The 21487-nt window shown below is 66.0% G+C and carries 22 protein-coding genes and 1 other RNA gene; 10 read left to right on the forward strand and 13 right to left on the reverse strand.

Features of this window, described 5'->3' with window-relative positions:
* From AC0IXR_RS21880 to gap, 7 genes are all read right to left on the reverse strand, one after another.
* Positions 1–795, reverse strand: a complete 795-nt coding sequence (locus tag AC0IXR_RS21880; RefSeq protein WP_056434322.1) for an inositol monophosphatase family protein — start codon at positions 793–795, stop codon at positions 1–3.
* Positions 796–946: 151 nt separating this feature from the next.
* On the reverse strand, positions 947–1996 hold the full coding sequence (locus AC0IXR_RS21885; RefSeq protein ID WP_471762166.1) for a tetratricopeptide repeat protein: 1050 nt from the start codon (positions 1994–1996) through the stop codon (positions 947–949).
* The gene (locus AC0IXR_RS21890; protein ID WP_471762168.1) at positions 1993–2652 is read right to left on the reverse strand and encodes a thiamine phosphate synthase; all 660 of its coding nucleotides are present in this window, start codon (positions 2650–2652) and stop codon (positions 1993–1995) included. The genes AC0IXR_RS21885 and AC0IXR_RS21890 overlap by 4 nt, the downstream gene beginning before the upstream one ends.
* A gap of 119 nt (positions 2653–2771) precedes the next feature.
* A complete protein-coding gene (gene fba / locus AC0IXR_RS21895; protein WP_471762170.1) occupies positions 2772–3842 on the reverse strand; it encodes a class II fructose-bisphosphate aldolase in 1071 nt (356 codons plus the stop codon).
* A 291-nt stretch (positions 3843–4133) separates the two neighbouring features.
* Positions 4134–5336, reverse strand: a complete 1203-nt coding sequence (locus AC0IXR_RS21900) for a phosphoglycerate kinase (RefSeq protein WP_471762172.1) — start codon at positions 5334–5336, stop codon at positions 4134–4136.
* A gap of 29 nt (positions 5337–5365) precedes the next feature.
* Positions 5366–5851 carry a hypothetical protein gene (locus tag AC0IXR_RS21905; RefSeq protein ID WP_056434333.1) on the reverse strand — a complete coding sequence of 162 codons (486 nt, stop codon included), beginning with the start codon at positions 5849–5851 and terminating at the stop codon, positions 5366–5368.
* Positions 5852–5936: 85 nt separating this feature from the next.
* Positions 5937–6944, reverse strand: a complete 1008-nt coding sequence (gene gap, locus AC0IXR_RS21910) for a type I glyceraldehyde-3-phosphate dehydrogenase (protein ID WP_471762174.1) — start codon at positions 6942–6944, stop codon at positions 5937–5939.
* Between the two features lie 425 nt (positions 6945–7369).
* Here gap and AC0IXR_RS21915 point away from each other — a divergent pair, with 425 nt between their 5' ends.
* From AC0IXR_RS21915 to AC0IXR_RS21960, 10 genes are all read left to right on the forward strand, one after another.
* Positions 7370–7666 carry a DUF4164 domain-containing protein gene (locus AC0IXR_RS21915; RefSeq protein WP_056434715.1) on the forward strand — a complete coding sequence of 99 codons (297 nt, stop codon included), beginning with the start codon at positions 7370–7372 and terminating at the stop codon, positions 7664–7666.
* A 31-nt stretch (positions 7667–7697) separates the two neighbouring features.
* The gene (locus AC0IXR_RS21920) at positions 7698–8057 is read left to right on the forward strand and encodes a cell division protein ZapA (RefSeq protein ID WP_056434337.1); all 360 of its coding nucleotides are present in this window, start codon (positions 7698–7700) and stop codon (positions 8055–8057) included.
* 69 nt (positions 8058–8126) lie between these two features.
* A non-coding RNA gene (gene ssrS / locus AC0IXR_RS21925) (6S RNA) lies at positions 8127–8284 on the forward strand.
* Positions 8274–8861 (forward strand): 5-formyltetrahydrofolate cyclo-ligase, encoded by a 588-nt coding sequence (locus tag AC0IXR_RS21930; RefSeq protein WP_471762175.1) that lies wholly within the window; start codon positions 8274–8276, stop codon positions 8859–8861. The genes ssrS and AC0IXR_RS21930 overlap by 11 nt, the downstream gene beginning before the upstream one ends.
* Positions 8862–8870: 9 nt before the next feature.
* Positions 8871–9692: a TIGR00282 family metallophosphoesterase gene (locus AC0IXR_RS21935; protein WP_056434340.1), complete on the forward strand. Its 822-nt coding sequence runs from the start codon at positions 8871–8873 to the stop codon at positions 9690–9692.
* A gap of 129 nt (positions 9693–9821) precedes the next feature.
* Positions 9822–10727 carry a C1 family peptidase gene (locus AC0IXR_RS21940; protein WP_056434342.1) on the forward strand — a complete coding sequence of 302 codons (906 nt, stop codon included), beginning with the start codon at positions 9822–9824 and terminating at the stop codon, positions 10725–10727.
* A gap of 90 nt (positions 10728–10817) precedes the next feature.
* Complete coding sequence (locus tag AC0IXR_RS21945) at positions 10818–11111, forward strand: protease inhibitor I42 family protein (protein WP_056434343.1); 294 nt, start codon at positions 10818–10820, stop codon at positions 11109–11111.
* Positions 11112–11361: 250 nt separating this feature from the next.
* Entirely contained in the window at positions 11362–12327 is a 966-nt protein-coding gene (locus AC0IXR_RS21950) for a MotA/TolQ/ExbB proton channel family protein (protein WP_056434345.1), read from the forward strand.
* Positions 12327–13340, forward strand: coding sequence for a peptidoglycan -binding protein (locus AC0IXR_RS21955; RefSeq protein ID WP_056434347.1), 1014 nt, complete (start codon positions 12327–12329; stop codon positions 13338–13340). Before AC0IXR_RS21950 ends, AC0IXR_RS21955 begins: the two co-directional genes overlap by 1 nt.
* A gap of 462 nt (positions 13341–13802) precedes the next feature.
* A complete protein-coding gene (locus AC0IXR_RS21960; protein ID WP_471762176.1) occupies positions 13803–15056 on the forward strand; it encodes a glycosyltransferase in 1254 nt (417 codons plus the stop codon).
* A gap of 41 nt (positions 15057–15097) precedes the next feature.
* Here AC0IXR_RS21960 and AC0IXR_RS21965 read toward each other — a convergent pair whose 3' ends face one another.
* From AC0IXR_RS21965 to AC0IXR_RS21990, 6 genes are all read right to left on the reverse strand, one after another.
* Entirely contained in the window at positions 15098–15811 is a 714-nt protein-coding gene (locus AC0IXR_RS21965; RefSeq protein ID WP_056434349.1) for an ABC transporter ATP-binding protein, read from the reverse strand.
* Between the two features lie 17 nt (positions 15812–15828).
* Entirely contained in the window at positions 15829–17133 is a 1305-nt protein-coding gene (locus tag AC0IXR_RS21970) for a lipoprotein-releasing ABC transporter permease subunit (RefSeq protein ID WP_056434350.1), read from the reverse strand.
* Positions 17134–17140: 7 nt separating this feature from the next.
* Positions 17141–18466 (reverse strand): proline--tRNA ligase, encoded by a 1326-nt coding sequence (gene proS, locus AC0IXR_RS21975; protein WP_471762177.1) that lies wholly within the window; start codon positions 18464–18466, stop codon positions 17141–17143.
* Positions 18467–18910: 444 nt separating this feature from the next.
* On the reverse strand, positions 18911–19255 hold the full coding sequence (locus tag AC0IXR_RS21980; protein ID WP_056434354.1) for a DUF1467 family protein: 345 nt from the start codon (positions 19253–19255) through the stop codon (positions 18911–18913).
* A complete protein-coding gene (gene mce, locus AC0IXR_RS21985; RefSeq protein WP_471762178.1) occupies positions 19252–19656 on the reverse strand; it encodes a methylmalonyl-CoA epimerase in 405 nt (134 codons plus the stop codon). The genes AC0IXR_RS21980 and mce overlap by 4 nt, the downstream gene beginning before the upstream one ends.
* A gap of 149 nt (positions 19657–19805) precedes the next feature.
* Positions 19806–21479 (reverse strand): ribonuclease J, encoded by a 1674-nt coding sequence (locus AC0IXR_RS21990; RefSeq protein ID WP_471762180.1) that lies wholly within the window; start codon positions 21477–21479, stop codon positions 19806–19808.
* Positions 21480–21487 lie beyond the last annotated feature (8 nt).

A 21487-nucleotide genomic window follows, 5' to 3' on the forward strand; every position in this document is an offset into this window, starting at 1 on the left:
TCACGCGTTGGCGCGACGCAGGATCTTCACGAGGTCGCCGTGCAGGCTCTCGTTGCCGGCGGCCACCGAGCGGGCGGCAAGAGGCTCTGCGCCGCCATCCGCGCTGGTGACGAAGCCACCGGCCTCGCGCACCAGGATGATGCCGGCGGCGATGTCCCAGGTCTGCAGGTCACGCTCCCAGTAAAGGTCCGAGCGACCGCAGGCGACGTAGGCGAGATCGAGAGCAGCCGAGCCGAAGCGGCGGGCGCCGCCGGTCACCGCCATCACGGCCGCGACCTCGCGCAGGAGCTTCGGGTGGTCGCCGCGTCCGAGATAAGGCGAACCATAGGCCACGAGGGCGTCGGCCATGTCCGTCCGGCCGGAGACGCGCAGGCGGCGGTTGTTGAGATAGGCGCCCTTCCCGCGTTCGGCCACGAACAGCTCGTCCTTGGCCGGATCGTAGATGACGCCGGCGACGATCTGGCCCTCGCGTTCGAGACCCACAGAGATCGCGAAATGGGGGATGCCGTGGAGGAAATTGGTGGTGCCATCGAGAGGGTCGACATGCCAGGTGTGGCTCTTGTCCTGCCCTTCGATGTTTCCCGATTCCTCGAGAATTAGGCCATAGCCGGGACGTGCCTTCATCAGGGCGTCGCGCAGGACCTCCTCAGCCTTGCGGTCGGCGGCGGAGACGAAGTTGCCGGGGCCCTTGCGCGAAACCTGGAGGTTCTCGATCTCGCCATAGTCACGCTTGAGGCCGCGGGCGGCCTTGCGGACGGCGTCGACCATGACGGTCATGAGGGGTGAGCTGATCATCGATGCAAAGGTCCGGGTCGATTCAAAGAACGGTCTTGCGCGGCCATAGCATGTTTGCGGCGCGTCTCACCCCTCGCCGATGCGGGGCAGAAGAGAAACGCGCGCAGGCTCCCATGGATGCCGAATTGACACTTGCCCGCGTTGCGCGGGCTTACTCCACCTTCATCCGCGCCTCGGCCAGTCGCTCGGCCCGGCCGCGCTCCTCGGCGGTGAGGCCGGCGAGGGTCTCGTCCAGCTTCGGGTCGGAGCGCCCCTGGGCGGCGGCGGCGAGATTCCAGGCAGCCGCCTCGACAGGGTTCTTTTGGATACCCCGTCCCAGGGCATAGAGGATGGCCACGCGATTCTGCGCGATGGCGTTGCCGCGCGACGCGGCGTGGAGGAAGTAGCGGGCCGCGCGGGCCTCGTCCTTCTCGACGCCGATGCCGTTGAACAGCAAGATTGCGAACTCGACCTCGCCGGCGAGATCGCCGTTATCGGCGGCGCGTCGGAACCACTCGGCCGCCTGTTTGGGATCCTTCGGCACTCCCCTCCCCTGGAGGTAGAGCACGCCGAGATCGTGCTGCGCCGGACCGATCTCGCCCTCGGCCGCCTTGCGGAACAAGTCGGCGGCCTTGGCCTCGTCCGGCTCGGTTCCCGTCCCGATCAGGATCAAGGCGAGGTTGTAGGCGGCCGTGGTGTCGCCCTTCAAAGAGGCCTGTTCGAGCCAGCGTCGCCCGGCTTTCGGATCTTTCGTGCCGCCACGGCCATCGATCGACATCAGGCCGAGAGAGGCCATGGCGTGGGTGTCGCCCTGGTTGGCGGCGAGGCGATACCATTCCGCCGCCTTCACCGGGTCCTGCTTCACACCGAGGCCCTGGTTGTAGAGCTCGCCGAGCAGCGTCATCGCCGCGGCGTCCTTATTGTCGGCGGCGATCCGCTTCGTCGCCTCGCGGAAGGCGGTGGTATATTGCCCGCGCTGGTAAGCGCCGAACGCGATATCCGGCTCCGTCTTCGAGCGGGGTGGCACGGCGCCAGCCGCGCCGATGGAATACGGGGTCGGGAGGTCCCGCAGCTGCCCCTTCAGAGTTTCCTTGGGACGAGACGTCAGGGATTGCGGCACGGCCGGATCGGTCGGCATCACCTTCGGCGCTTCTGCCAAGGCGGCGGACGACCAAGCCTCGGCCAGGGTGAGAGCGAGGGCGAGCTTGCGAAGCGCCCTCACGTATCGGCCTCCGAAGCTGCGACCTGTGCCTGTATGGCACGGATATCGGTCCCTTCTCCCATCCACAGATGGCTCTCGAGCCCGAGGAATTCCGCTCCCGTCGCCAGCAGCCCCTCCACCTGTGCGAGGTCATGGGCAACGGCGATGCACGGTGTCTCGAAGATCTCGACCCACCATTGCGCGCGCTCACGCACGGTATCGGCATCGGGCGCGATCCCGTCCGAGTAGATCCCCCCGAACATCACGTAATCGACACCGGCCTCGCCAGCCTCCATGGCCGCATGCTTCTGCTCATGCCCGCCGGCCCCGAGGATGCGACCGTCGCTGAGGCGTTCGCGCAGATCCTGCAGGGCACCATCCCGCGCCTTGTCGAGGTGAACGCCGTCCGCCCCGCCCCGCGCGGCCACGCTGACGACATCGCCGGCGAAGTCGGAGACCGTGATGACCAGGGCGGCGCCAGTCGACTGCGCCGCCGGAGCGAGCCGCTTGACGAGGTTCACGAGGCTGCGCTCGTCGGCCGGGGCGAGCCGCAGGAGCACCGCCGCCACGTCTCCGGCCGCACAGGCGGCGGTCAGCGCTTCGGCGAGGGCATCGGCCCGGTCGGAATCCACCCGATGGGGAGACAGCAGGGCGAGGCGGGTGCGGGGTTCGGCCATTCTTCTCGTCCTAACAGCATCATCCCGAGACGCGGGCTCCGCGTCTCGGGTACAGGCGATGCGAGATCACCGCGTCACGGCATGGTTCCGGATGCGATCCGAAAGCATGAAACAGGGACTCAGGCGGCGCCGATCTTCGGGTCGAGCGAGCCGTTGGCATAACGCTTGGCCATCTCGGAGACCGAGATCGGGCGGATCTTCGAGCCCTGGCCGGCGGTGCCGAACTCCTCGAAACGCTGGCGGCAGAGCTTCGTCATCGCGTCCATGGCGGGCTTCAGATACTTGCGCGGGTCGAACTCGGCCGGGTTCTCGGTGAGCACTTTCCGGATCTGGCCGGTCATGGCCATGCGGTTATCGGTGTCGATGTTGATCTTGCGCACGCCGTGCTTGATGCCGCGCTGGATCTCGGCCACCGGCACGCCCCAGGTCGGCTTCATCTGGCCGCCGTAGGAATTGATGATGTCCTGCAGGTCCTGCGGCACCGAGGAAGAGCCGTGCATGACGAGGTGGGTCGTCGGCAGGCGGCGGTGGATCTCCTCGATCACGTTCATGGCCAGCACGTCGCCATCGGGCTGGCGGGTGAACTTGTAGGCACCGTGGCTCGTGCCCATGGCGACGGCGAGCGCGTCGACCTTGGTGGCGGAGACGAACTTCACCGCCTCTTCCGGGTCGGTGAGGAGCTGGTCGTGGCTCAGCACGCCCTCGGCGCCGTGGCCGTCCTCGGCCTCGCCCTGGCCGCTCTCCAGCGAACCTAGCACGCCGAGCTCGCCCTCCACCGAGACGCCGGCCCAATGGGCCATGCGGGTGACGTTGCCGGTGATCTCGACATTGTAGGCGTAGTCGGCGGGGGTCTTGCCGTCGGCCTTCAGGGAGCCGTCCATCATCACCGAGGTGAAGCCGTACTGGATGGCGGTGGCGCAGGTGGCTTCGTTGTTGCCGTGGTCGAGATGCATGCAGACGGGGATGTGGGGATAGATCTCCACGAGGCCGTCGATGAGCTTGGCGAGAACCACGTCGTTGGCATAGGCGCGCGCGCCCCTGCTCGCCTGCAGGATCACCGGCGAATCGGTGGCATCGGCTGCCGCCATGATGGCCAGCCCCTGCTCCATGTTGTTCAAATTGAAGGCCGGCACGCCGTATTCGTATTCGGCGGCGTGATCCAGGAGCTGCCTCAGGGTGATGCGTGCCATTGGTGTCTCCTCAAACGATGGGGCCGACGCAATGGGCCGCCATCCACTGAAATATGTCTGCCTTGTCGGACCTTACCGGGTCCGTCGCAACTCCATCCCGAAGCCTTCGGCGACAGAGCGCTGTGTCGTCATCCCAAATTCGCACCCTAAACACCTCATCCTCAGGTGCCGAAGCGGAGCGCAGGCCTCGAAGTAACCCTCTGGTTCGCCCGGAGGATGCCGGAGCCCTCCTTCGAAGCCCGATGCCGCGGGCGCCTCAGCGCGAGGTGATGGGACCTGAGATGGAACCGATCACCCCTTGACGCGCAGTGCCTCGACGCCAGGCAGGACCTTGCCTTCCAGCCATTCGAGGAACGCGCCACCGGCGGTGGATACGTAGGAGAAATCGTCGGCGACGCCGGCATGGTTGAGGGCGGCCACCGTGTCGCCGCCGCCCGCCACCGAGACGAGTTTGCCGGCCTTGGTGCGTTCGGCCGCGTGGCGCGCCGCCGCCACCGTCGCGGCGTCGAAGGGCGTCAGTTCGAAGGCGCCGAGAGGGCCGTTCCAGACCAGGGTCGCAGCCTCGTCGATGGCGGCGTCGATCTCGGCGACCGAGGCCGGGCCGGCATCGAGGATCATGCCGGTCTCCGACACGGCGTCGACACCCACGGTCTCATGCGCCGCGTTGGCTTTGAACTCGGTCGCGACCACCGCGTCGACGGGCAGGATGATGCGGCACTTGGCGGCCGCAGCGGCGTCGAGGATGCGGAGCGCCGTCTCGGCGAGATCCTTTTCACACAAGGACTTGCCGACGGCTTTCCCTTGGGCGTGCAGGAAGGTGTTGGCCATGCCGCCACCGATGACGAGCATGTCCACCTTGGCGACGAGGTTCTGCAGGAGATCGATCTTCGACGACACCTTGGCGCCGCCGACCAGAGCGATGACCGGCCGTGTCGGCGACTCGAGCCCCTTGGTCAGGGCGTCGAGCTCCGCCTGCATCAGCCGGCCGGCATAGGCCGGCAGTACATGGGCGAGGCCCTCGGTCGAGGCATGGGCGCGATGCGCGGCCGAGAAGGCCTCGTTGACGAAGACGTCGCCGTTGGCAGCGAGCGCCGCCACGAAACCGTCCTCGTTCTTCTCTTCGCCGGTGTGGAAGCGGGTGTTCTCCAGGAGGAGGACGTCGCCATCCTTCAGTGCCGACACGGCCGACGACGCTGTCTCCCCGATGCAATCCTCCGCGAAGGCGACCGGGCGGCCGAGATGCTGGGATAGCGCGGAGACCACCTGCTTCAGCGAATCGGCCACCACCGGCTTGCCCTTGGGGCGACCGAAATGCGCCAGGAGCACCACGCGCCCGCCGCCATCGGCGATCTCCCGGATCGTCGGGACGATCCTTTCGATGCGGGTCGCGTCGGTGACGCGCTCCCCCTCCATCGGCACGTTCAGGTCGACGCGGAGCAGTACGCGCTTGCCCTGAAGAGAGCCGGCATCGTCGAGGGTGCGGAAAGCGGTCATCCTGGCCTTCAATGTCGTTGAGGAAACTATCAGCGCGGAGGGAGAAGCCCGTCGAGATGGAAGCGCTGTGCGGCGATGGTCAACGCCACGGTGAGCACGGCCGTGATGACCGCAGTCAGCACCAGCGCGCCGGAACCGGGCAGCCGGCGGGTCCTGTCGGCGACGGCGCGGACTTCGCTTCGCAGGGCGGCCAAATCGGATTGGCGCGCCGCCTCGCTCATGCGAGTGGTCGCACCTTCGATCTTCTCCTCCACGCGGGAGAGCAGAGCCTCCGAGCGGGCATACTTGTCTTCGATCCGCGCGCACTTGTCCTCGATCCGCGCGAGTTGATCGCTGCCGGGCGAGGAGGACACAGGCTCGGCGTTGCCGACGATGGCGGGCGGCGTCGCCTTCTGGTTGGCGATGGCCTGGGTCTCGGGCACGACAGCCGTCGACGGGGGCGGATTATTCTCGGGCGGCTTGGCGCCCGGGATGAAGGTGTTTCCGGTGGACGGGGTCGGCGAAGGCTCGGTCATTTCAGACGCACCGTTGCTGGTCGATCACAGGATATCGTTGGCGAGGCTTGTCGGGCGGCCCGAAGGCCGCCCCGGAGCACCGCTCTCAGAGCAGCTTGCCCATCGCCACGGCCGTGTCGGCCATGCGGTTCGAGAAGCCCCACTCGTTGTCGTACCAGGACAGGATACGCACGAACGTGCCGTCCATCACCTTGGTCTGGTCGAGGTGGAAGGTGGACGAGTGAGGATCGTGGTTGAAGTCGATGGAGACGTTGGGCTGGTCGGTATAGGCCAGCACGCCCTTCAACGGACCATCGGCTGCGGCGCGGATCGCGTTGTTGATCTCTTCGACCGTGGTCTGGCGCTTGGCCGTGAACACGAGGTCGACGGCCGAGACGTTGGGGGTCGGCACGCGGATCGAGGTTCCGTCGAGCTTGCCCTTCAGCTCCGGCAGGACGAGGCCGACCGCCTTGGCGGCCCCCGTGGAGGTCGGGATCATCGACAGCGCGGCGGCACGGGCCCGGTACAGGTCCTTGTGCATCTGGTCGAGGGAGGGCTGATCGTTGGTGTAGGAATGGATCGTCGTCATGAAGCCGCGCTCGATCCCGACGAGATCGTTGAGCACCTTCGCCACCGGCACGAGGCAGTTGGTGGTGCAGGAGGCGTTCGAGATGACGAGGTGGTCGGCTGTCAGCTTGTCGTGGTTGACGCCGTAGACCACGGTCAGGTCGGCACCGTCGGCGGGGGCCGAGACGATGACGCGCTTGGCGCCGGCATCGAGATGGGCCTTGGCCTTGTCCTTCGAGGTGAAGATGCCGGTGCATTCCAGCGCGATGTCGACGCCGAGCTCGCGGTGCGGCAGCTCGGCCGGGTTGCGCACGGCCGTGACCTTGATGCGCTGACCGTCGACGACGATGAACTCGCCATCCACTTCGACCTTGGCGTTGAAACGGCCGTGGATGGAGTCGAAGCGCAGCAGGTGGGCATTGGTCTCGACGGGGCCGAGATCGTTGATCGCGACGACTTCGATATCCTTGCGGCCGGCCTCGTGGATGGCGCGCAGGATGTTGCGGCCGATGCGTCCGAACCCGTTGATGGCAACCTTCACCGACACGGCGTGAATCCTTCTATGTACCGGGCGCCGACCTCGCGGAACCCGTAAGCAGCAAGAGCGAGACAGCGGGCCGGAGGGGCGGAGCCGCCATTCGGCGTCGCTGTGTCATGTGCACCGTTGAACGTCAGATGAACCGCATCGCCCGTCCTCGCCCCCTCATGCGCCCATGAATGGACCGATGCGGGAACGAGTATTGAACGGGTCACGGGCTCGAATTCCCAATCTGACGGTCGGTTCGAGGAGCGCGCGGTCTCTAACATGAGGGAAACCGCTGGCAAAGGTTTTGCCTGATCGATTCGTTCTCCTTCCCCGCATATGATGGCAAAGCAGCGATTTCGCGCGCGTATCGGTAGCGATTTGGCTACAAATCCGATTTTCCGAAACAAGTGGACGGGCAGATCCATGACCCGGCGGAAGGTACAACGATGATCCCGACGCCCGAGCGGCCGAACGTCGACCACGCCCTCGCCCGGCTGGAGACGGCCCTGACCCGGCTGGAAGCGTCGGTGACCCACCGCCTCGAAGCCGAGCGCGAGCCCGGCGACCTGGAGACGGAACTCGCGATCATGGCGGAGGACCGGGCGCGCCTCGCGGCGGAGCTCGACGCTGCCAGCGCCCGCCTCGCCACGGTGGAGGCGACGACCAGCGATGTCGGCCACCGCCTCGGCCGGGCGATCGAAGCGGTGGAGGGCGTACTGGCCCATCCCCGCGCCGCGCGTTAAACCCGCCTCTCTCACACCAACCCTATCGGACATGCCTCAGATCAGCGTCACCATCGACGGCAAGAGCTACCGGATGGCCTGCGCCGAAGGCGAAGAGGCGCATCTCTCGGCGCTGGCCGCGGAACTCGACACCCGCGTGACCGGGATGCGGAAATCCTTCGGCGAGATCGGCGACATGCGTCTTCACGTCATGGCCGCCCTGACTCAGGCGGACGAATTGGCGGAACTGAAGCGCCGTCTCGCAGACCTCGAGACAGAGACGGCGGCCCTCCGAGACCGCGTCGAGAGTGCGGATTCCCTCCGTGCCGAAGAAGAGGCCCGTATCGCGGACGGGCTCGGCCGTGCGGCGGACCGGATCGAGCGTCTGGCTCACGCGCTGGCGGCGGGATGAGGGCCTCTGGCGCATGATTGCGCGCGCTCCCCCCTGGCGCCCACGGCCGGCCGACGCTACATGAGTGATGCGGTGCTGCGGGGTTCGTCAGGAGTACTTTTCCCCGGGGCCTTATCGACTCCCCAGGGAGCTGTCCCTGGCCCTGTCCCTGGACTTGGCCAACACGGCGCCCACCTACACTGTAGGTTTCCCGGGATCGCAACTCCAACGGCTCACGTGGCTCCGCACTCTGATTTCCCCGCCCTGAAGGCCGCCCTTCGCAAGGATGCCCTCGCCCGCCGCGATGGCCTCGCCCCCGAGACCCGCCGGGTCGGCGGATTACGGATCGCCGAGAGTGTGATGCAGGTCGAGCCCCTCGCCCAGGCTCCCATCGTCGGTGCCTTCTGGGCGATCCGCAGCGAAGTCGATCCCCTACCTCTCATCGGGATGCTGTTCGCGCGCGGCCAGCGAGTCGCCCTGCCGAAGGTGACGCCGGAGGGCCTCGTCTTCCGCGAATGGCGCGCCGGTGAGGCGCTGGTTCCGGGTTCCTTCGGTCTCAGCGAACCGCGCGACGACCTGCCCCCCCTCGATCCTACCGCCCTCATCGTTCCGCTCGCCGCCTTCGACCGGCGCGGGCACCGCATCGGCTACGGACGCGGCTATTACGATCAGGCCATCGATCGGCTCTCCCGCAACGGCCCCGTCCTGACGATCGGCATCGCCTTTTCCGTGCAGGAGGTGGAGACCGTGCCCTCCGAGCCGCACGATCAACCCCTCGACCACCTCATTACGGAAGCGGGACCGGTCCCGCTCGTCCGGGACTGACAGCGACGCATGCGACTTCTCTTCCTCGGCGATGTGGTGGGCCGCCCCGGCCGCAATGCGGTGATGGACCGGCTGCCGAAGCTGCGTGAGCGCTGGCGCCTCGATTGTGTGGTCATCAACGGCGAGAACGCGGCCGGCGGCTTCGGCATCACCGAGGCGATCTGCGACGAACTCCTCCAGGCGGGCGCCGATGCGGTGACGCTGGGCAACCATTCCTTCGACCAGCGCGAAGCCCTCGTCTTCATCCAGCGGCAGACGCGCCTCGTCCGCCCGGCGAACTATCCGCCTGGCACGCCGGGACGCGGCGCTACCGTGGTGGAGACGCGGGGCGGCGCCCGCGTCCTCGTTCTCAACGTCATGGGCCGCATCTACATGGATGCGCTGGACGATCCCTTCGCCTCCGCCGAGCGAGAACTCTCGGCCTGCCCCCTCGGCGAGGTGGCGGACGCCGTCATCGTCGATGTCCATGCCGAGGCCACCAGCGAGAAGCAGGCTTTCGGCCACTTCCTCGATGGCCGCGCCAGCCTCGTCGTCGGCACCCATACGCACACGCCCACCGCCGACCACCGCATTCTCCCCGGCGGCACCGCCTACCTGTCCGATGCGGGCATGTGCGGCGATTACGATTCGATCCTCGGCATGCAGAAGGATGAGCCCCTGCGGCGCTTCCTGCAGAAGACCCCCGGCGCGCGCCTGGAAGCGGCGCAGGGTAAGGGCACATTAAGCGGGATCGCCGTCGAGACCGACAATGCCACGGGGCTCGCCACCATGGTCTCGGCAGTACGCCTGGGCCCTCATCTGGAAGAAACCTGGCCTCGCGCCTGGGATTAAGCCACGCGCGCAGGCGCAACTCGGCCCCGCTGATAGGGCCTGCGCCTGAAAGACAACCTTGACTATCACCTCATCCCCAAACACAACCTAAAGGAGAGATTCGTCGGATCTCCCCTGGAGGTTGTAGACTTGGCCGAACCCGATTTTTTCCGCATCAATGCAGCGATCCAGCGGGCAGGTGCCCAGTGGGATTCGGGTCCCACAGCTCTCAGCGAGTACTACGACGCAAGTGGCCCGGCGACCGAACGGTTCGGCCTGTCCTTCGATCCAGAGCGCGCGAAGCAAGACGTCCTCGAAACGAGAAATGCCGAATCGGCGCTGTTCAAAGTTGTCGCCCCTCCCCCGGCGCATCTCGACTGGCGGAACGTAAGCGGGAAGAATTACGTCACGCCCATTAGGGACCAGTCGCACTGCGGCTCCTGCGTCGCCTTCGCGACATGCGCCTCCGTCGAGAGCCGAATGCTGATTGGAACCGGTCGTCCCGACGGTGCCATTGATCTGTCCGAAGCACACTTGTTCTATTGCGGCGCGCCGAACTCCTGTGGCGTGGGATGGTTCTACACCAAGGCCCTCGCCTTCGCGAAGAAGCCCGGGATCGGTCTGGAAGTCGATTTTCCCTACGTGGCGGGCGACCAGCCGTGCCGCAACATTCGACCCGTTGTGACCGTGCCGCGCTATCAGACAGCGGCATCTCAGATCGCTCGCAAGCAAGCGCTGCAGAAGGGACCTGTCATCGGAGGTTTCCGCGTCTACCAGGATTTCTACACCTATCGCAGCGGCATCTATACCCATGTCACCGGCGACTTCCTCGGATGGCATGCCGTCTGCATCATCGGCTACGATGACATTCACCAATGCTGGATCGCGAAGAACAGCTGGGGAACTGGCTGGGGCGAACAGGGATTCTTCCGTATTGGTTTTGGTGAATGCGGCATCGATTCCGAAGTGCTATTCTATGATCCGGAGATTGCTCTTCTCAAAACTGACATTCTGGCATCGACACCCCCTCGGCGCCGTTCGAAAGTCTCAGCATGAAGACCGGGGGATGAGGCCTCCGGCTCGACCGAAGGACTTGTCTGTGGGCGCGCCGGTACGCGATAAAGGATCGTACTGGAGTGAACCTCAATGGAGCTTGAGCGTCGCGGCCCCATAAAGGCCTGTTCTGGCGAGACGATCGAGGTATCCGCTCCGGGCGAAGGAATCGGGGGGTTCCTCTGGTATGCCGAGGTCGCACACCAAGCCGCCACGATCGTGAGCGAGGCCCTGGGTCCGGCGGCTGAAGGAGTCGGGGCTACGCGAGACAAGGTCTTTCGCGTTCGCCTGGAGCAGCCCGGGGACACGACTGTCCGCCTCGTCCAAAAACGACCCTGGGATTCGACCCCGTACCGCATCATTGAGGTACCGATTCGGTGTGCGTAGCAGCCGGCCTTCCAATCGGTATGGGCCATGGGACGCCTGTCGCGATCCGCAATGATCGCCCCCGCGTGCCGCACACGCTATTCCGTGCATAGACGCCGTTTGATCGATCCGAGGAAGTCGTGCCGCTTGATCGCGGACGGCTATGCATCGAATGTGTGTCCACTTCAGCTCGAGCGTACGCGCAGTGCTTTCCGTTTCCGCAGCTCGACGCATGGTCTGAGACCGGCGTCCTCAGAGTCCCAGACAACCCATGGCGACCCGCTCCGCGACTGCCCCCCTGAGCCGCCCGGGCATCTACTTGGTCCGGATGCTGGTCTTCCTGACCCTTGTCGGGTTCCTCGCCTTCGTCTTGTTCCGGCAGATCACGCCGGCTTTCCTGGCCAATGCCGGGTTGAACGGGCTGATCCTCGGCGTCCTCCTCATCGCCATTCTGCTCGCCTTCGGCCAGGTGATCCGCCTCTTCCGCGAGGTCGCCTACGTCAACGCGGTCGCAGCCGGTGAGGGATCGGCCAAGCCGCCCTCGCTGCTGGCGCCGCTCTCCCCGGCGATCCTGGCGCGCCGTGAGGGGACGACTCAGGCCGGCGTCCGCTCCTATCTCGACACCGTGGCCGCCCGCCTCGACGAGGGGCGCGAGATCCTGCGCTACGTCGCCGGGCTTCTCATCCTACTCGGACTGCTCGGCACATTCTGGGGGCTCATCGACACGCTGGGCGCGGTGGGCGGCGTGATCCAGAGCATGCGCGGCGGCGGCGAAGCCAGCGCGATGTTCGACGAATTGAAGAGCGGCCTCGCCAAACCGCTTTCCGGCATCGGCCTCGCCTTTTCGGCCTCGCTGTTCGGTCTCGCGAGCTCGCTCATCACCGGCTTCCTCGACCTACAGGCAGGCCAGGCCCATGCCCGCTTCCACAACGAGCTGGAGGATTGGCTGGTCTCCGGCGAGGAGCAGGCCGCGGTGGCGCGTCCCGTGACAGCGCAAGAGCCGGCCTCGGCCCGCGAACTGACCGAGGCTGTGGACAGGCTGTCGGCCATCATCTCGGAGGGCGCCAACGGCCGCGTGGCGACTCAGGCGATGACCAACCTCGCCGAGGGTATCCAGGGTCTCGTCCAGCACATGCGGGCCGAGCAGCAGATGATCCGCGACTGGGTCGAGGCGCAGGCGACGCGGGAACGTGAACTCAAGCAGGTGCTCGACCGGCTCGGCCGCGAGAAGGCTTGATGGCTTCGCTGCGCACGCGCCGGGACCGGAGCCTCAACGTCTGGCCGGGCTATGTCGACGCCCTGGCGACGCTGCTGCTCGCCGTCGTCTTCCTGCTGACGATCTTCGTGGTCGGACAGTTCTTCCTGTCCCAGGAGATCACCGGCCGCGATTCGGTGCTGAACCGGCTCAACCGGCAGATCGCGGATCTCACCGATCTTCTCGCCCTGGAACGCTCCAATCGGCGGGCGCAGGAGGAGAAGGCCTCGAACCTGCGCACGACGCTTCTCGGCACCGAGGCCGAGCGCGACAAGCTGAAGGAACAGGCGGGCGCTGCTGCGAGCAGTGACGGCCGCCAGGGCGAAGTCGACAAGCAGCTGGTGGCCGAACGTGCCACCAATGCACGCGCCGCATCGCAGATCGATCTCCTCAACGAACAGATCGGCGCCATGCGCCGCCAGCTCGCCGCCCTCGAGGACGCGCTCGCCGCGAGCGAGAGCCGCGACCGCGAGAGCCAGGCCCGCATCGCCGATCTCGGCAGCCGGCTGAACGTGGCGCTCGCCCAGAAGGTGCAGGAACTCGCACGCTATCGCTCGGACTTCTTCGGCCGCCTGCGCCAGATTCTCGGCAACCGCAGCGATATCCGCGTGGTCGGCGACCGTTTCGTCCTGCAATCGGAGGTGCTGTTCCCGGCGGGCTCGGCGAGCCTGAAGCCCGAGGCGGCGCCCGAACTCGACCGGATCGCCACGGCCATCCTCGATCTGTCGAAGCAGATCCCGGCGGACATTCCCTGGGTCCTGCGTATCGACGGGCATACCGATGCCCGTCCCATCGCCAGTTCGCAATTCCCATCGAACTGGTCGCTCTCGGCGGCGCGCGCCATCGCGGTGGTGCAGTACATGGCCGGCAAGGGCATTCCGCCCCAACGTCTGCTTGCCGCCGCCTTCGGTGAATTCCAACCCATCGAGGCCGGCACCAGCGACGATGTCTACGCCCGCAACCGCCGCATCGAGCTGAAGCTCACCGAACGTTAAGGCAGGGCCCCTACCGCAGAGGTGCCAGCGCCACTGCCCACACGACGAATGCGCCGGAGAGCAACCCGAAGGCCATGAATTCCACCGCGCCGGTCAGGATCATCCGCTTGAGCATTGTGATCGCCTCTCGTTGACGCGACGATCTTTGTTCTTGTTTTGTTCTGTGTAAAGCGGGCATTCAAGGCGGTTCGAAACAGGGTTACCGGACCCTTAACAAAGCTCGGACGTCTTCCCTAACGCGATTCGCTCGGCCAACGGCGTCGTCGAACCACGCTCTCAGACGCCGATATCGTTTCGACCGCGCAGTCTTGGCGAACGATTCCGGGTCTGTCCGAAATCTTACCAAGAGCGATCGCACGGCAACTCCGTGGCCGGCGAAGCAATTGACAGAACAATCAGCGCGAAAAATCTCTGGCACTACTTCATCTTCGGCTGATTTTTCTGTCAAATGTGAATGGCCGGATGCGAATACATCTCATCGCCCTTGGTTCTTATGGCGACGTTCTTCCGTTTCTCGCCATCGGCGCCGAATGCCTGCGTCGCGGGCACGATGTCATCCTCGCGGCCCCTGCCCCCTTTGCCGACCACGCAACGCGCATCGGTCTGCCGTTCCACTCCCTTGGCGATTCTGACGATTACCGTCGGATTGTATCCGATCCCCGGCTCTGGCATCCGAGGCAGGGGGCGGCCGCGTTGTTCGGCAGCATGGCGGCAGCGACGGAGCAGACCTATCGCTGGATCGCCGAGAATGCGCGCAAGGGCCGTTCGATCGTCGTCGCATCGACACTGGCCTTCGGGGCGCGGGTAGCACAGGAGAAGCTGCGCCTCCCCGTCATCACGATCCACGCGATGCCCATGTTGATGGAGAGCCGCTACGCCTCCCCGATCCTACCGGGCGTACCGCTCCCCTCTTGGGCGCCATCCCGGCTTCGGCACTGGATCGGCCGGGGCGCAGACAGATACGTGATCGGCCCGGCCGCTTTGCCCTACATCAACGCGTTCCGGCAGGAACTGGGCCTCAACCCGGTGCGACGGCTGCGATACTGGTGGAATAGCCCCTCCCGTATCCTGCTCCTGTTTCCCGATTGGTTCGCCCGTGCTCAGCCGGATTGGCCGCAGCAGGCCGTGCATGTGGGCTTTCCCATCGCGGACCGGTTCGGCGACACGGATCGCCTCGGGCTCCATCTCTCACGGTTCTTGAAGGCGGGTGATCCCCCGCTCGTCTTCACCTATGGATCGGCGATGCGCCAGGCGACCGCCTTCTTCCGCATTGCCCTCGCGATCTGCCAGCGCCTGGGACGGCGCGGGGTGTTCCTCGCACCGGAACAGGGACAGGTGCCCGAGATCCTCCCGGAAACCGTGATCCATGTCCCCTACGCGCCGCTCAGCGCTTTGCTGCCGCACGCGGCGGCGCTGATCCATCATGGCGGCATCGGCACCGTGGCGCAGGCTTTGGCCGCCGGAACGCCGCAGATGATCGTCCCGGTGGCGTTCGACCATTTCGACGAGGCGGCGCGGGTGAAACACCTTCGTGCCGGCACGAGCCTCAGCCGGCGGCGTTTCACGCCCGGGCGCGGCGCGCGCCGGCTCCGCCGCCTCCTCGCATCGCCAGAGGTGGCCCAGGCCTGCCAGGAGCTGAGGTTGCGCTTCAACGGGCAGGACGGCGTGTCGGTCGCCTGCGACGCGATCGAACAAATGGCGCCCCGCCGTCGCTGAAGCGGCAGCTCCATTATACAAATGCAGCTGCAGATTGGGCTTCAGGCCAACTGCTCGATCATGCCATCGCGGATGGTGACGCGCCGGTCCATGCGGGCGGCGAGTTCCATGTTGTGGGTGGCGACGAGGGCCGCGAGGCCGGAGGCACGCACCAGCGAGACAAGAATGCCGAACACATGCGCCGCCGTGTGCGGGTCGAGATTACCGGTGGGCTCATCGGCCAACAGCAGCCGCGGGCCGTTGGCGACCGCACGAGCGATGGCGACGCGCTGCTGCTCGCCGCCCGATAATTCGGCCGGGCGGTGAACAAGGCGCTCCTTCAGGCCGAGGAAGCTCAGAAGTTCGGTGGCGCGCGCCTTGGCCTCCTTGGCGCCGAGGCCACGGATGAGCTGGGGCATCACCACGTTCTCCAGGGCCGAGAATTCCGGCAGGAGATGGTGGAACTGATAGATGAAGCCCATCTCTTCGCGGCGGAACCGCGTGCGCTCGGCATCGGGCATCGCCGCCGTGGGCTGGCCGCCGATATAGACCTCGCCGCCATCGGGTCGCTCCAGCAGGCCCGCGAGATGCAGAAGCGTCGATTTTCCGGCCCCTGAGGGTGCCACCAGAGCCACGAGTTCGCCCGGCCAGATCGCGAGATCGGCCCCCCGCAGGATGTCGAGGGCTCCCGTTCCTTGCGCGTAGCGGCGTTCGACTTTGGCGAAGAACAGGGCCGGGACCGGCGGCGCGCCGGCCTCGTCGGCAGAGGTGGTCATGATGGTTGAATCTCCCCTCAGCCGTAACGCAGGGCCTGGACCGGATCGAGCCGGGCGGCGCGCCAGGAGGGATAGAGCGTCGCCACGAGCGACAGGGCGATGGAGGTGAGGACCACCACGGTGATCTCACTGGAATTCATCTCGGCCGGAATCTCCGCGAGGAACCGCACGGTCGGATCCCAGGCGGAGGGAAACAGGACCCGCTGGATCGGCTTGATGTTGATGGTGATGAGGACACCGAGTGCGAGGCCGCTCAGCGTCCCGACGACGCCGATCAGCGCCCCGTTGATGAGGAAGACCCGCATCACCGTGCCGGGCGTGGCGCCCATCGTCCGCAGGATCGCGATATCGCTGGACTTGTCACGCACCAGCAGGATCAGGCCGGAGACGATGTTGAGGGTCGCCACCACAACGATCAGGCTGAGGATGAGGAACATCACGTTCCGCTCCACCTCCAGCGCCCCGAAGAAGGTTCGGTTGCGTTGGCGCCAGTCGGTGAGAAGCACGGGCCGCTCGGCCGCCATTTCGAGGTCGGGCCGCAATTGCGCCACCGCATCGGCGTTGTCGAGATAGACCTCGATGAGGCTGACATCGCTGTCACGGTTGAAGAAGGCCTGGGATTCGGCCAGCGGCATGAACACGAAGGTGGCGTCGAACTCGGTCATGCCGATCTCGAAGATCGCCTTCACCGTATAGGCCTTGGTGCGCGGCGCGGTGCCGAACGGTGTCGTCGCCCCCTTCGGGGTGGATAGGGTGATCTGGTCGCCGGCCTGGACGCCGAGGGACTCGGCGAGCCTTCGGCCGATGGCGACCCCGGTTCCGTCGTCGAATCCGTCGAGGGTGCCGCCCCGGATGGTCTTGGCGATGGACCCGATGGACCCGATGTCCTCGCCGCGGATACCCCGGACCAGCACGCCACTGCCGCCATAAGGCGAGGACGCGAAGGCCTGCCCTTCCACCAGCGGGATCGCAGAGCGGACGCCGGCCACCTTGGAGAGCCTGTCGGAAAGGTCGACGTAATCGGTGAACAGCTTGTCGATGGGCGTGACGAAGACGTGGCCGTTGATACCGACGATCTTGGAGAGCAGTTCGGTGCGGAACCCATTCATCACCGAGAGGACGATGATGAGGGTGGCGACGCCGAGGGCAATGCCCAGGACCGAGAAGAAGGCCACGACGGAGACGCCGCCGCCGCGCCGCCGGGCCCGCATGTAGCGCCCGGCAATGATCCATTCGAAGGCCGCGAAGGGCGGCGTGCTGCCGCGCTTGAACAGGCCGGAGAGACCCGCCAGCCGTTCCTTCACCGTCTCTGCCAGAGCCATGCCGGCCTCAGTTCCGCTTCAGGCGCGAAATCAGGTCGATCGGTGCCACGCTCTCACGCTCGCCCCCGGCGCGGCGCTTGATCTCGACCTTGCCCTCGGCAAGGCCGCGCGGGCCCACCACGACCTGCCAGGGCAGGCCGATCAGATCGGCGGTGGCGAATTTCGCGCCCGGACGCTCGTCACGGTCGTCATAGAGCACCGTCAGGCCGCTGGCCTCGAGGTTGGTCTGGATTTCGGCGCAAGCGGCATCGGTCGCCGCGTCTCCGGATTTCAGATTGATGAGAGCGACGTCGAAGGGCGCCACGGAATCCGGCCAGATGATGCCGGCCTCGTCATGCGAGGCTTCGATGATCGCAGCCACCAGCCGGCTCGGGCCGATGCCGTAGGAACCCATATGAACGGGGCGATCGACTCCGTCCGGTCCGGTCACCTTCGCGCCCATGGCCTCGGAATACTTGGTGCCGAAATAGAAGATGTGCCCGACCTCGATGCCGCGCGCGGCCATCTGCTTGTCCTCGCTGACCTCGGCGAAGGCCGCCGGCTCATGCATCTCGGAGGTGGCGGCGTAGAGCGAGGTCCAGCGGTCGACAGTGCCCTGGAGGCCGGCGACATCATCGAAATCCGTGGTCACCGGCGGAACGTCGAAATCGAGATACTGCCGGTCGCAGAACACCTCGCTCTCGCCGGTCTGGGCCAGGATGATGAATTCGTGGCTGAGATCGCCGCCGATCGGTCCGGTATCGGCGCGCATGGGGATCGCCTTGAGGCCCAGGCCGGCGAAAGTGCGCAGGTAGGCGACGAACATCTTGTTGTAGGCGTGCCGGGCGTTGGCCTGATCGACATCGAACGAATAGGCGTCCTTCATAAGGAATTCGCGCGAGCGCATGGTGCCGAAGCGCGGGCGTACTTCGTCCCGGAACTTCCACGAGATCTGGTAGAGGTTCTTCGGCAGGTCCTTGTAGGAGCGAACGCTGCCGCGGAAGATCTCGGTGATGACCTCCTCGGCCGTAGGGCCAAACAGCATCTCGCGGTCATGTCGGTCGGAAATGCGCAGCATCTCCTTGCCGTAGGCTTCGTAACGGCCGGATTCCTTCCACAACTCCGCCGACTGGATCGACGGCATCAGCAGTTCGATGGCGCCGGACCGATCCTGCTCCTCGCGGACCACCGCGCAGACCCTGTTGAGCACGCGCAGCCCCAAGGGCAGCCAGGCATAGATGCCCGCCGCTTCCTGACGGATCAGGCCGGCCCGCAGCATCAGGCGGTGGGAGACGATCTCCGCCTCCTTGGGCGTCTCGCGCAGGGTCGGCAGGAAATAGCGGGAGAGACGCATCGGGGGCCCTGGATCGTTTTGGAGCGCGATCGTACCGCGCATCGTTGCGGGGCACACAACACATTGCGTTGGGAAAATACAAGCGTCCTGCGGCGTCGAGAAAAACGCCGGGTGGTCCGAAACTCGGGCATTCCGCGAAACGAGAGCGAAAAACGCTCAACTCTTGCAAAAAAACGCCAGGAACCATCTCCGGAGACGTGACAATGCGCAATCCAGTTCCTATAAGCGCCACCGTGATGGTCGCGACGCCCGGAGAGGCAGCGCGAGGTCCGAGTCTCGGGAGGAAATTTCAGCCGCCACGCCGTCAGAAATGCGTGAGATAAAATAGGCTGACACGTCATCTGTCGTCTCAAAAAGCAAGGCGCGAGCCTTGCTTTTTTTATGGCCGACGTGGCTCTCCGGATGTGGGCGCAGGACGATCCGACACCTTGCCGGATCGCGGCGCTAGAGCCCCGACAACTCGAAGATCGGGATGACGACGAGAAACACGACGCTGGCGAGGAGCGTCGTCCAAATCGCCTTCTCGCGCAGCCGCGGCGCCGCGGGCGCACCTGGGTCCTGTCCCGGCACGATCAGCGACGGGTCCGTCTCGACCTGATTGCGGATGGGCAGAATGACGAAGAGCAGCGTCCACCAGACCACGAAATAGAGGGCAAAGGCTCCGAACACCGTCAGCTTGAACAACACGACGGACAGGATCGCCACCGCCGAGACGATGACGATCATGGTGGCCAGCGTCCGCCAGATCGTGGCCGAGACGGTCTGAACGAGGGCGCTCACGCCGCTCACACCTGCTCCAGTTCAACCAGGGTGCCGAGGAAATCCTTTGGGTGGAGGAACAGCACCGGCTTGCCGTGAGCGCCGATCTTCGGTTCGCCGGTACCGAGGACGCGAGCGCCCTGAGCCTTCAGTTTGTCACGGGCGGCGATGATGTCGTCGACCTCGTAGCAGACATGGTGCACGCCGCCATTGGGGTTGCGTTCCACGAAGCTCTCGATGGGCGAACCCTCGCCCAACGGCGACATCAACTCGACCTTGCTGTTGGGCAGGTTCACGAAAACCACCGTGACGCCGTGCTCCGGCTGCGGCAGGGGCTCGGTGAGCATGGCGCCGAGGGTGTCACGATAGATGGCACAGGCCGCGTCGAGGTCGCGCACGGCGATGGCCACGTGGTTCAGGCGTCCGATCATGGTCTGCTCCCTTCTCTGCGTCATCTGCGCGCGCATTCCCCTCCCCCTTGCGGGGTGGGGTTAGGGGTGGGGGTGGCTCCGAAGAGGTTGCGCCCTGTCCTGAACCCCCCCACCCTCATTCCCTCCCCACAAGGGGGAGGGAGGCAGCATCACACCTCCACGACCTGCACGTGGCAGGCGGGCTTCTTGCCCCAGGCTTCGTTCACGGCCGAGCGGATCGCACGATCGACAGCCTTCTCGACCGCTTCGGCATCCTTACGCTTCTGCTTCGACAGGCCGCTGAGGGTCCGCGACACGGCTTCGGCGGCGACGTCGAGCATCGGCTGGCCGTTCTTGCCGCGATTGGGCAGGCCCATGATGTCGATGGCCGGCTCACCGAGGACTTCACCCTGGACGTCGATGGCGATGGCGACCGAGACGACACCGGCCTGAGACAGCTTGCGCCGCTCGGGGATCGCGCGATCCTTCGCATCGATCAGGATGTTGCCATCCTTGAACAGACGCCCGGCCTTCACGTGGTCGGTGATCTCCGGCGTGCCGGGGGCGAGGCGCACGACGCTGCCGTTGCGGGCCTTGACCACGTTGCCGACACCCTGGGCCAGGGCGAAGCGGGCATGCTCGTCGAGATGGAGCGCCTCGCCGTGGACGGGAATCGCCGTCCTCGGCCGGGTCCACGCATACATCTCGGCCATTTCGTCGCGGCGGGGATGGCCCGAGACGTGGACGAGCTTCGTCCGGTCGGTCACCACCTCGATGCCGGCATTGACCAGATCGTTGATGATTGCGCCCACCGCCCGCTCGTTGCCCGGAATGGCGCGAGACGAGAAGATCACGCGGTCGCCGGCGGCCAGCGTCACGTCGGGATGGTCGTCGCGGGAGACGCGGGCGAGCGCAGCGCGCTCCTCGCCCTGCGACCCGGTGAGCAGGCAGACCACCTTGTCGCGCGGCAGGTAGCCGTAGCTGTCGGCCGAGCGGAAATCCGGCAGGCCGTCGAGGAAGCCGCATTCGCGGGCGACACCGATCACCCGGTCCATGGCCCTGCCGACGGCGACGACCTCGCGGCCGCAATCACGCGCGGCTTCCGCCACCGCCCGCATGCGGGCGACGTTGGAGGCGAAGGTGGTGACGGCGACCCGGTGAGGCGCTTCTGCGATGAGCTCACGCAGGGTGGCGGCGACCTCGGCCTCGCTCGGGCTGCGGCCCTCGCGCACGACGTTGGTCGAATCGCTGATCATGGCGATGATGCCCTCGTCGCCCAGCTTGCGGAACGAGGCTTCCGAGGTGACGTCACCGAGGATCGGCGTGGCGTCGAGCTTCCAGTCGCCCGTATGCAGGACGAGGCCATGGGCGGTGCGGATCGCGACAGCGTTCGATTCCGGGATCGAATGCGAAACCGGAACGTATTCGATCTCGAACGGTCCGACCGTTACCGGCTTGTGCGCCGCGATCTCGCGCAGGATCACCTTCGGGGCGCCCGGCTCACTCAGGCGGCGTGCCTCGAGCAGGTTCTTGGCGAAGCGGGTGGCGTAGACCGGAGCCTTAAGCTTGGGCCACAATTCACCGATCGCGCCGATATGATCCTCGTGCGCATGGGTGATGAAGATGGCGAGGAGATCGTCCTTGCGCTCCTCGATGAAGCTGAGATCGGGAAACATCAAGTCGATGCCCGGGAAGCCCTCTTCCCCGGCAAAGCCCATTCCGCAATCGACCATGATCCATTTCCGGCGCTTTTCCGGCCCGAAGCCGTAGAGTGCCGCATTCATGCCGATCTCGCCCACGCCGCCGAGCGGCACGAAGACGAGTTCGTCTTGCCCTGTCGTCATCACTGTCA

Source organism: Methylobacterium sp. AC832, from assembly GCF_979256025.1.

Excerpts from the sequence above, each read along its gene's own strand:
- AC0IXR_RS21955 (WP_056434347.1), top strand. The coding sequence starts at position 12,327 with ATGGCTTCGCTGCGCACGCGCCGGGACCGGAGCCTCAACGTCTGGCCG.
- AC0IXR_RS21945 (WP_056434343.1), top strand. The coding sequence starts at position 10,818 with ATGGAGCTTGAGCGTCGCGGCCCCATAAAGGCCTGTTCTGGCGAGACG.
- AC0IXR_RS21950 (WP_056434345.1), top strand. The coding sequence starts at position 11,362 with ATGGCGACCCGCTCCGCGACTGCCCCCCTGAGCCGCCCGGGCATCTAC.
- AC0IXR_RS21900 (WP_471762172.1), bottom strand. The coding sequence starts at position 5,336 with ATGACCGCTTTCCGCACCCTCGACGATGCCGGCTCTCTTCAGGGCAAG.
- AC0IXR_RS21965 (WP_056434349.1), bottom strand. The coding sequence starts at position 15,811 with ATGACCACCTCTGCCGACGAGGCCGGCGCGCCGCCGGTCCCGGCCCTG.
- AC0IXR_RS21990 (WP_471762180.1), bottom strand. The coding sequence starts at position 21,479 with ATGACGACAGGGCAAGACGAACTCGTCTTCGTGCCGCTCGGCGGCGTG.
- AC0IXR_RS21915 (WP_056434715.1), top strand. The coding sequence starts at position 7,370 with ATGATCCCGACGCCCGAGCGGCCGAACGTCGACCACGCCCTCGCCCGG.
- AC0IXR_RS21890 (WP_471762168.1), bottom strand. The coding sequence starts at position 2,652 with ATGGCCGAACCCCGCACCCGCCTCGCCCTGCTGTCTCCCCATCGGGTG.
- AC0IXR_RS21920 (WP_056434337.1), top strand. The coding sequence starts at position 7,698 with ATGCCTCAGATCAGCGTCACCATCGACGGCAAGAGCTACCGGATGGCC.
- AC0IXR_RS21970 (WP_056434350.1), bottom strand. The coding sequence starts at position 17,133 with ATGGCTCTGGCAGAGACGGTGAAGGAACGGCTGGCGGGTCTCTCCGGC.
- mce (WP_471762178.1), bottom strand. The coding sequence starts at position 19,656 with ATGATCGGACGCCTGAACCACGTGGCCATCGCCGTGCGCGACCTCGAC.
- AC0IXR_RS21880 (WP_056434322.1), bottom strand. The coding sequence starts at position 795 with ATGATCAGCTCACCCCTCATGACCGTCATGGTCGACGCCGTCCGCAAG.
- AC0IXR_RS21905 (WP_056434333.1), bottom strand. The coding sequence starts at position 5,851 with ATGACCGAGCCTTCGCCGACCCCGTCCACCGGAAACACCTTCATCCCG.
- AC0IXR_RS21960 (WP_471762176.1), top strand. The coding sequence starts at position 13,803 with ATGCGAATACATCTCATCGCCCTTGGTTCTTATGGCGACGTTCTTCCG.
- AC0IXR_RS21935 (WP_056434340.1), top strand. The coding sequence starts at position 8,871 with ATGCGACTTCTCTTCCTCGGCGATGTGGTGGGCCGCCCCGGCCGCAAT.
- proS (WP_471762177.1), bottom strand. The coding sequence starts at position 18,466 with ATGCGTCTCTCCCGCTATTTCCTGCCGACCCTGCGCGAGACGCCCAAG.
- fba (WP_471762170.1), bottom strand. The coding sequence starts at position 3,842 with ATGGCACGCATCACCCTGAGGCAGCTCCTGGATCACGCCGCCGAATAC.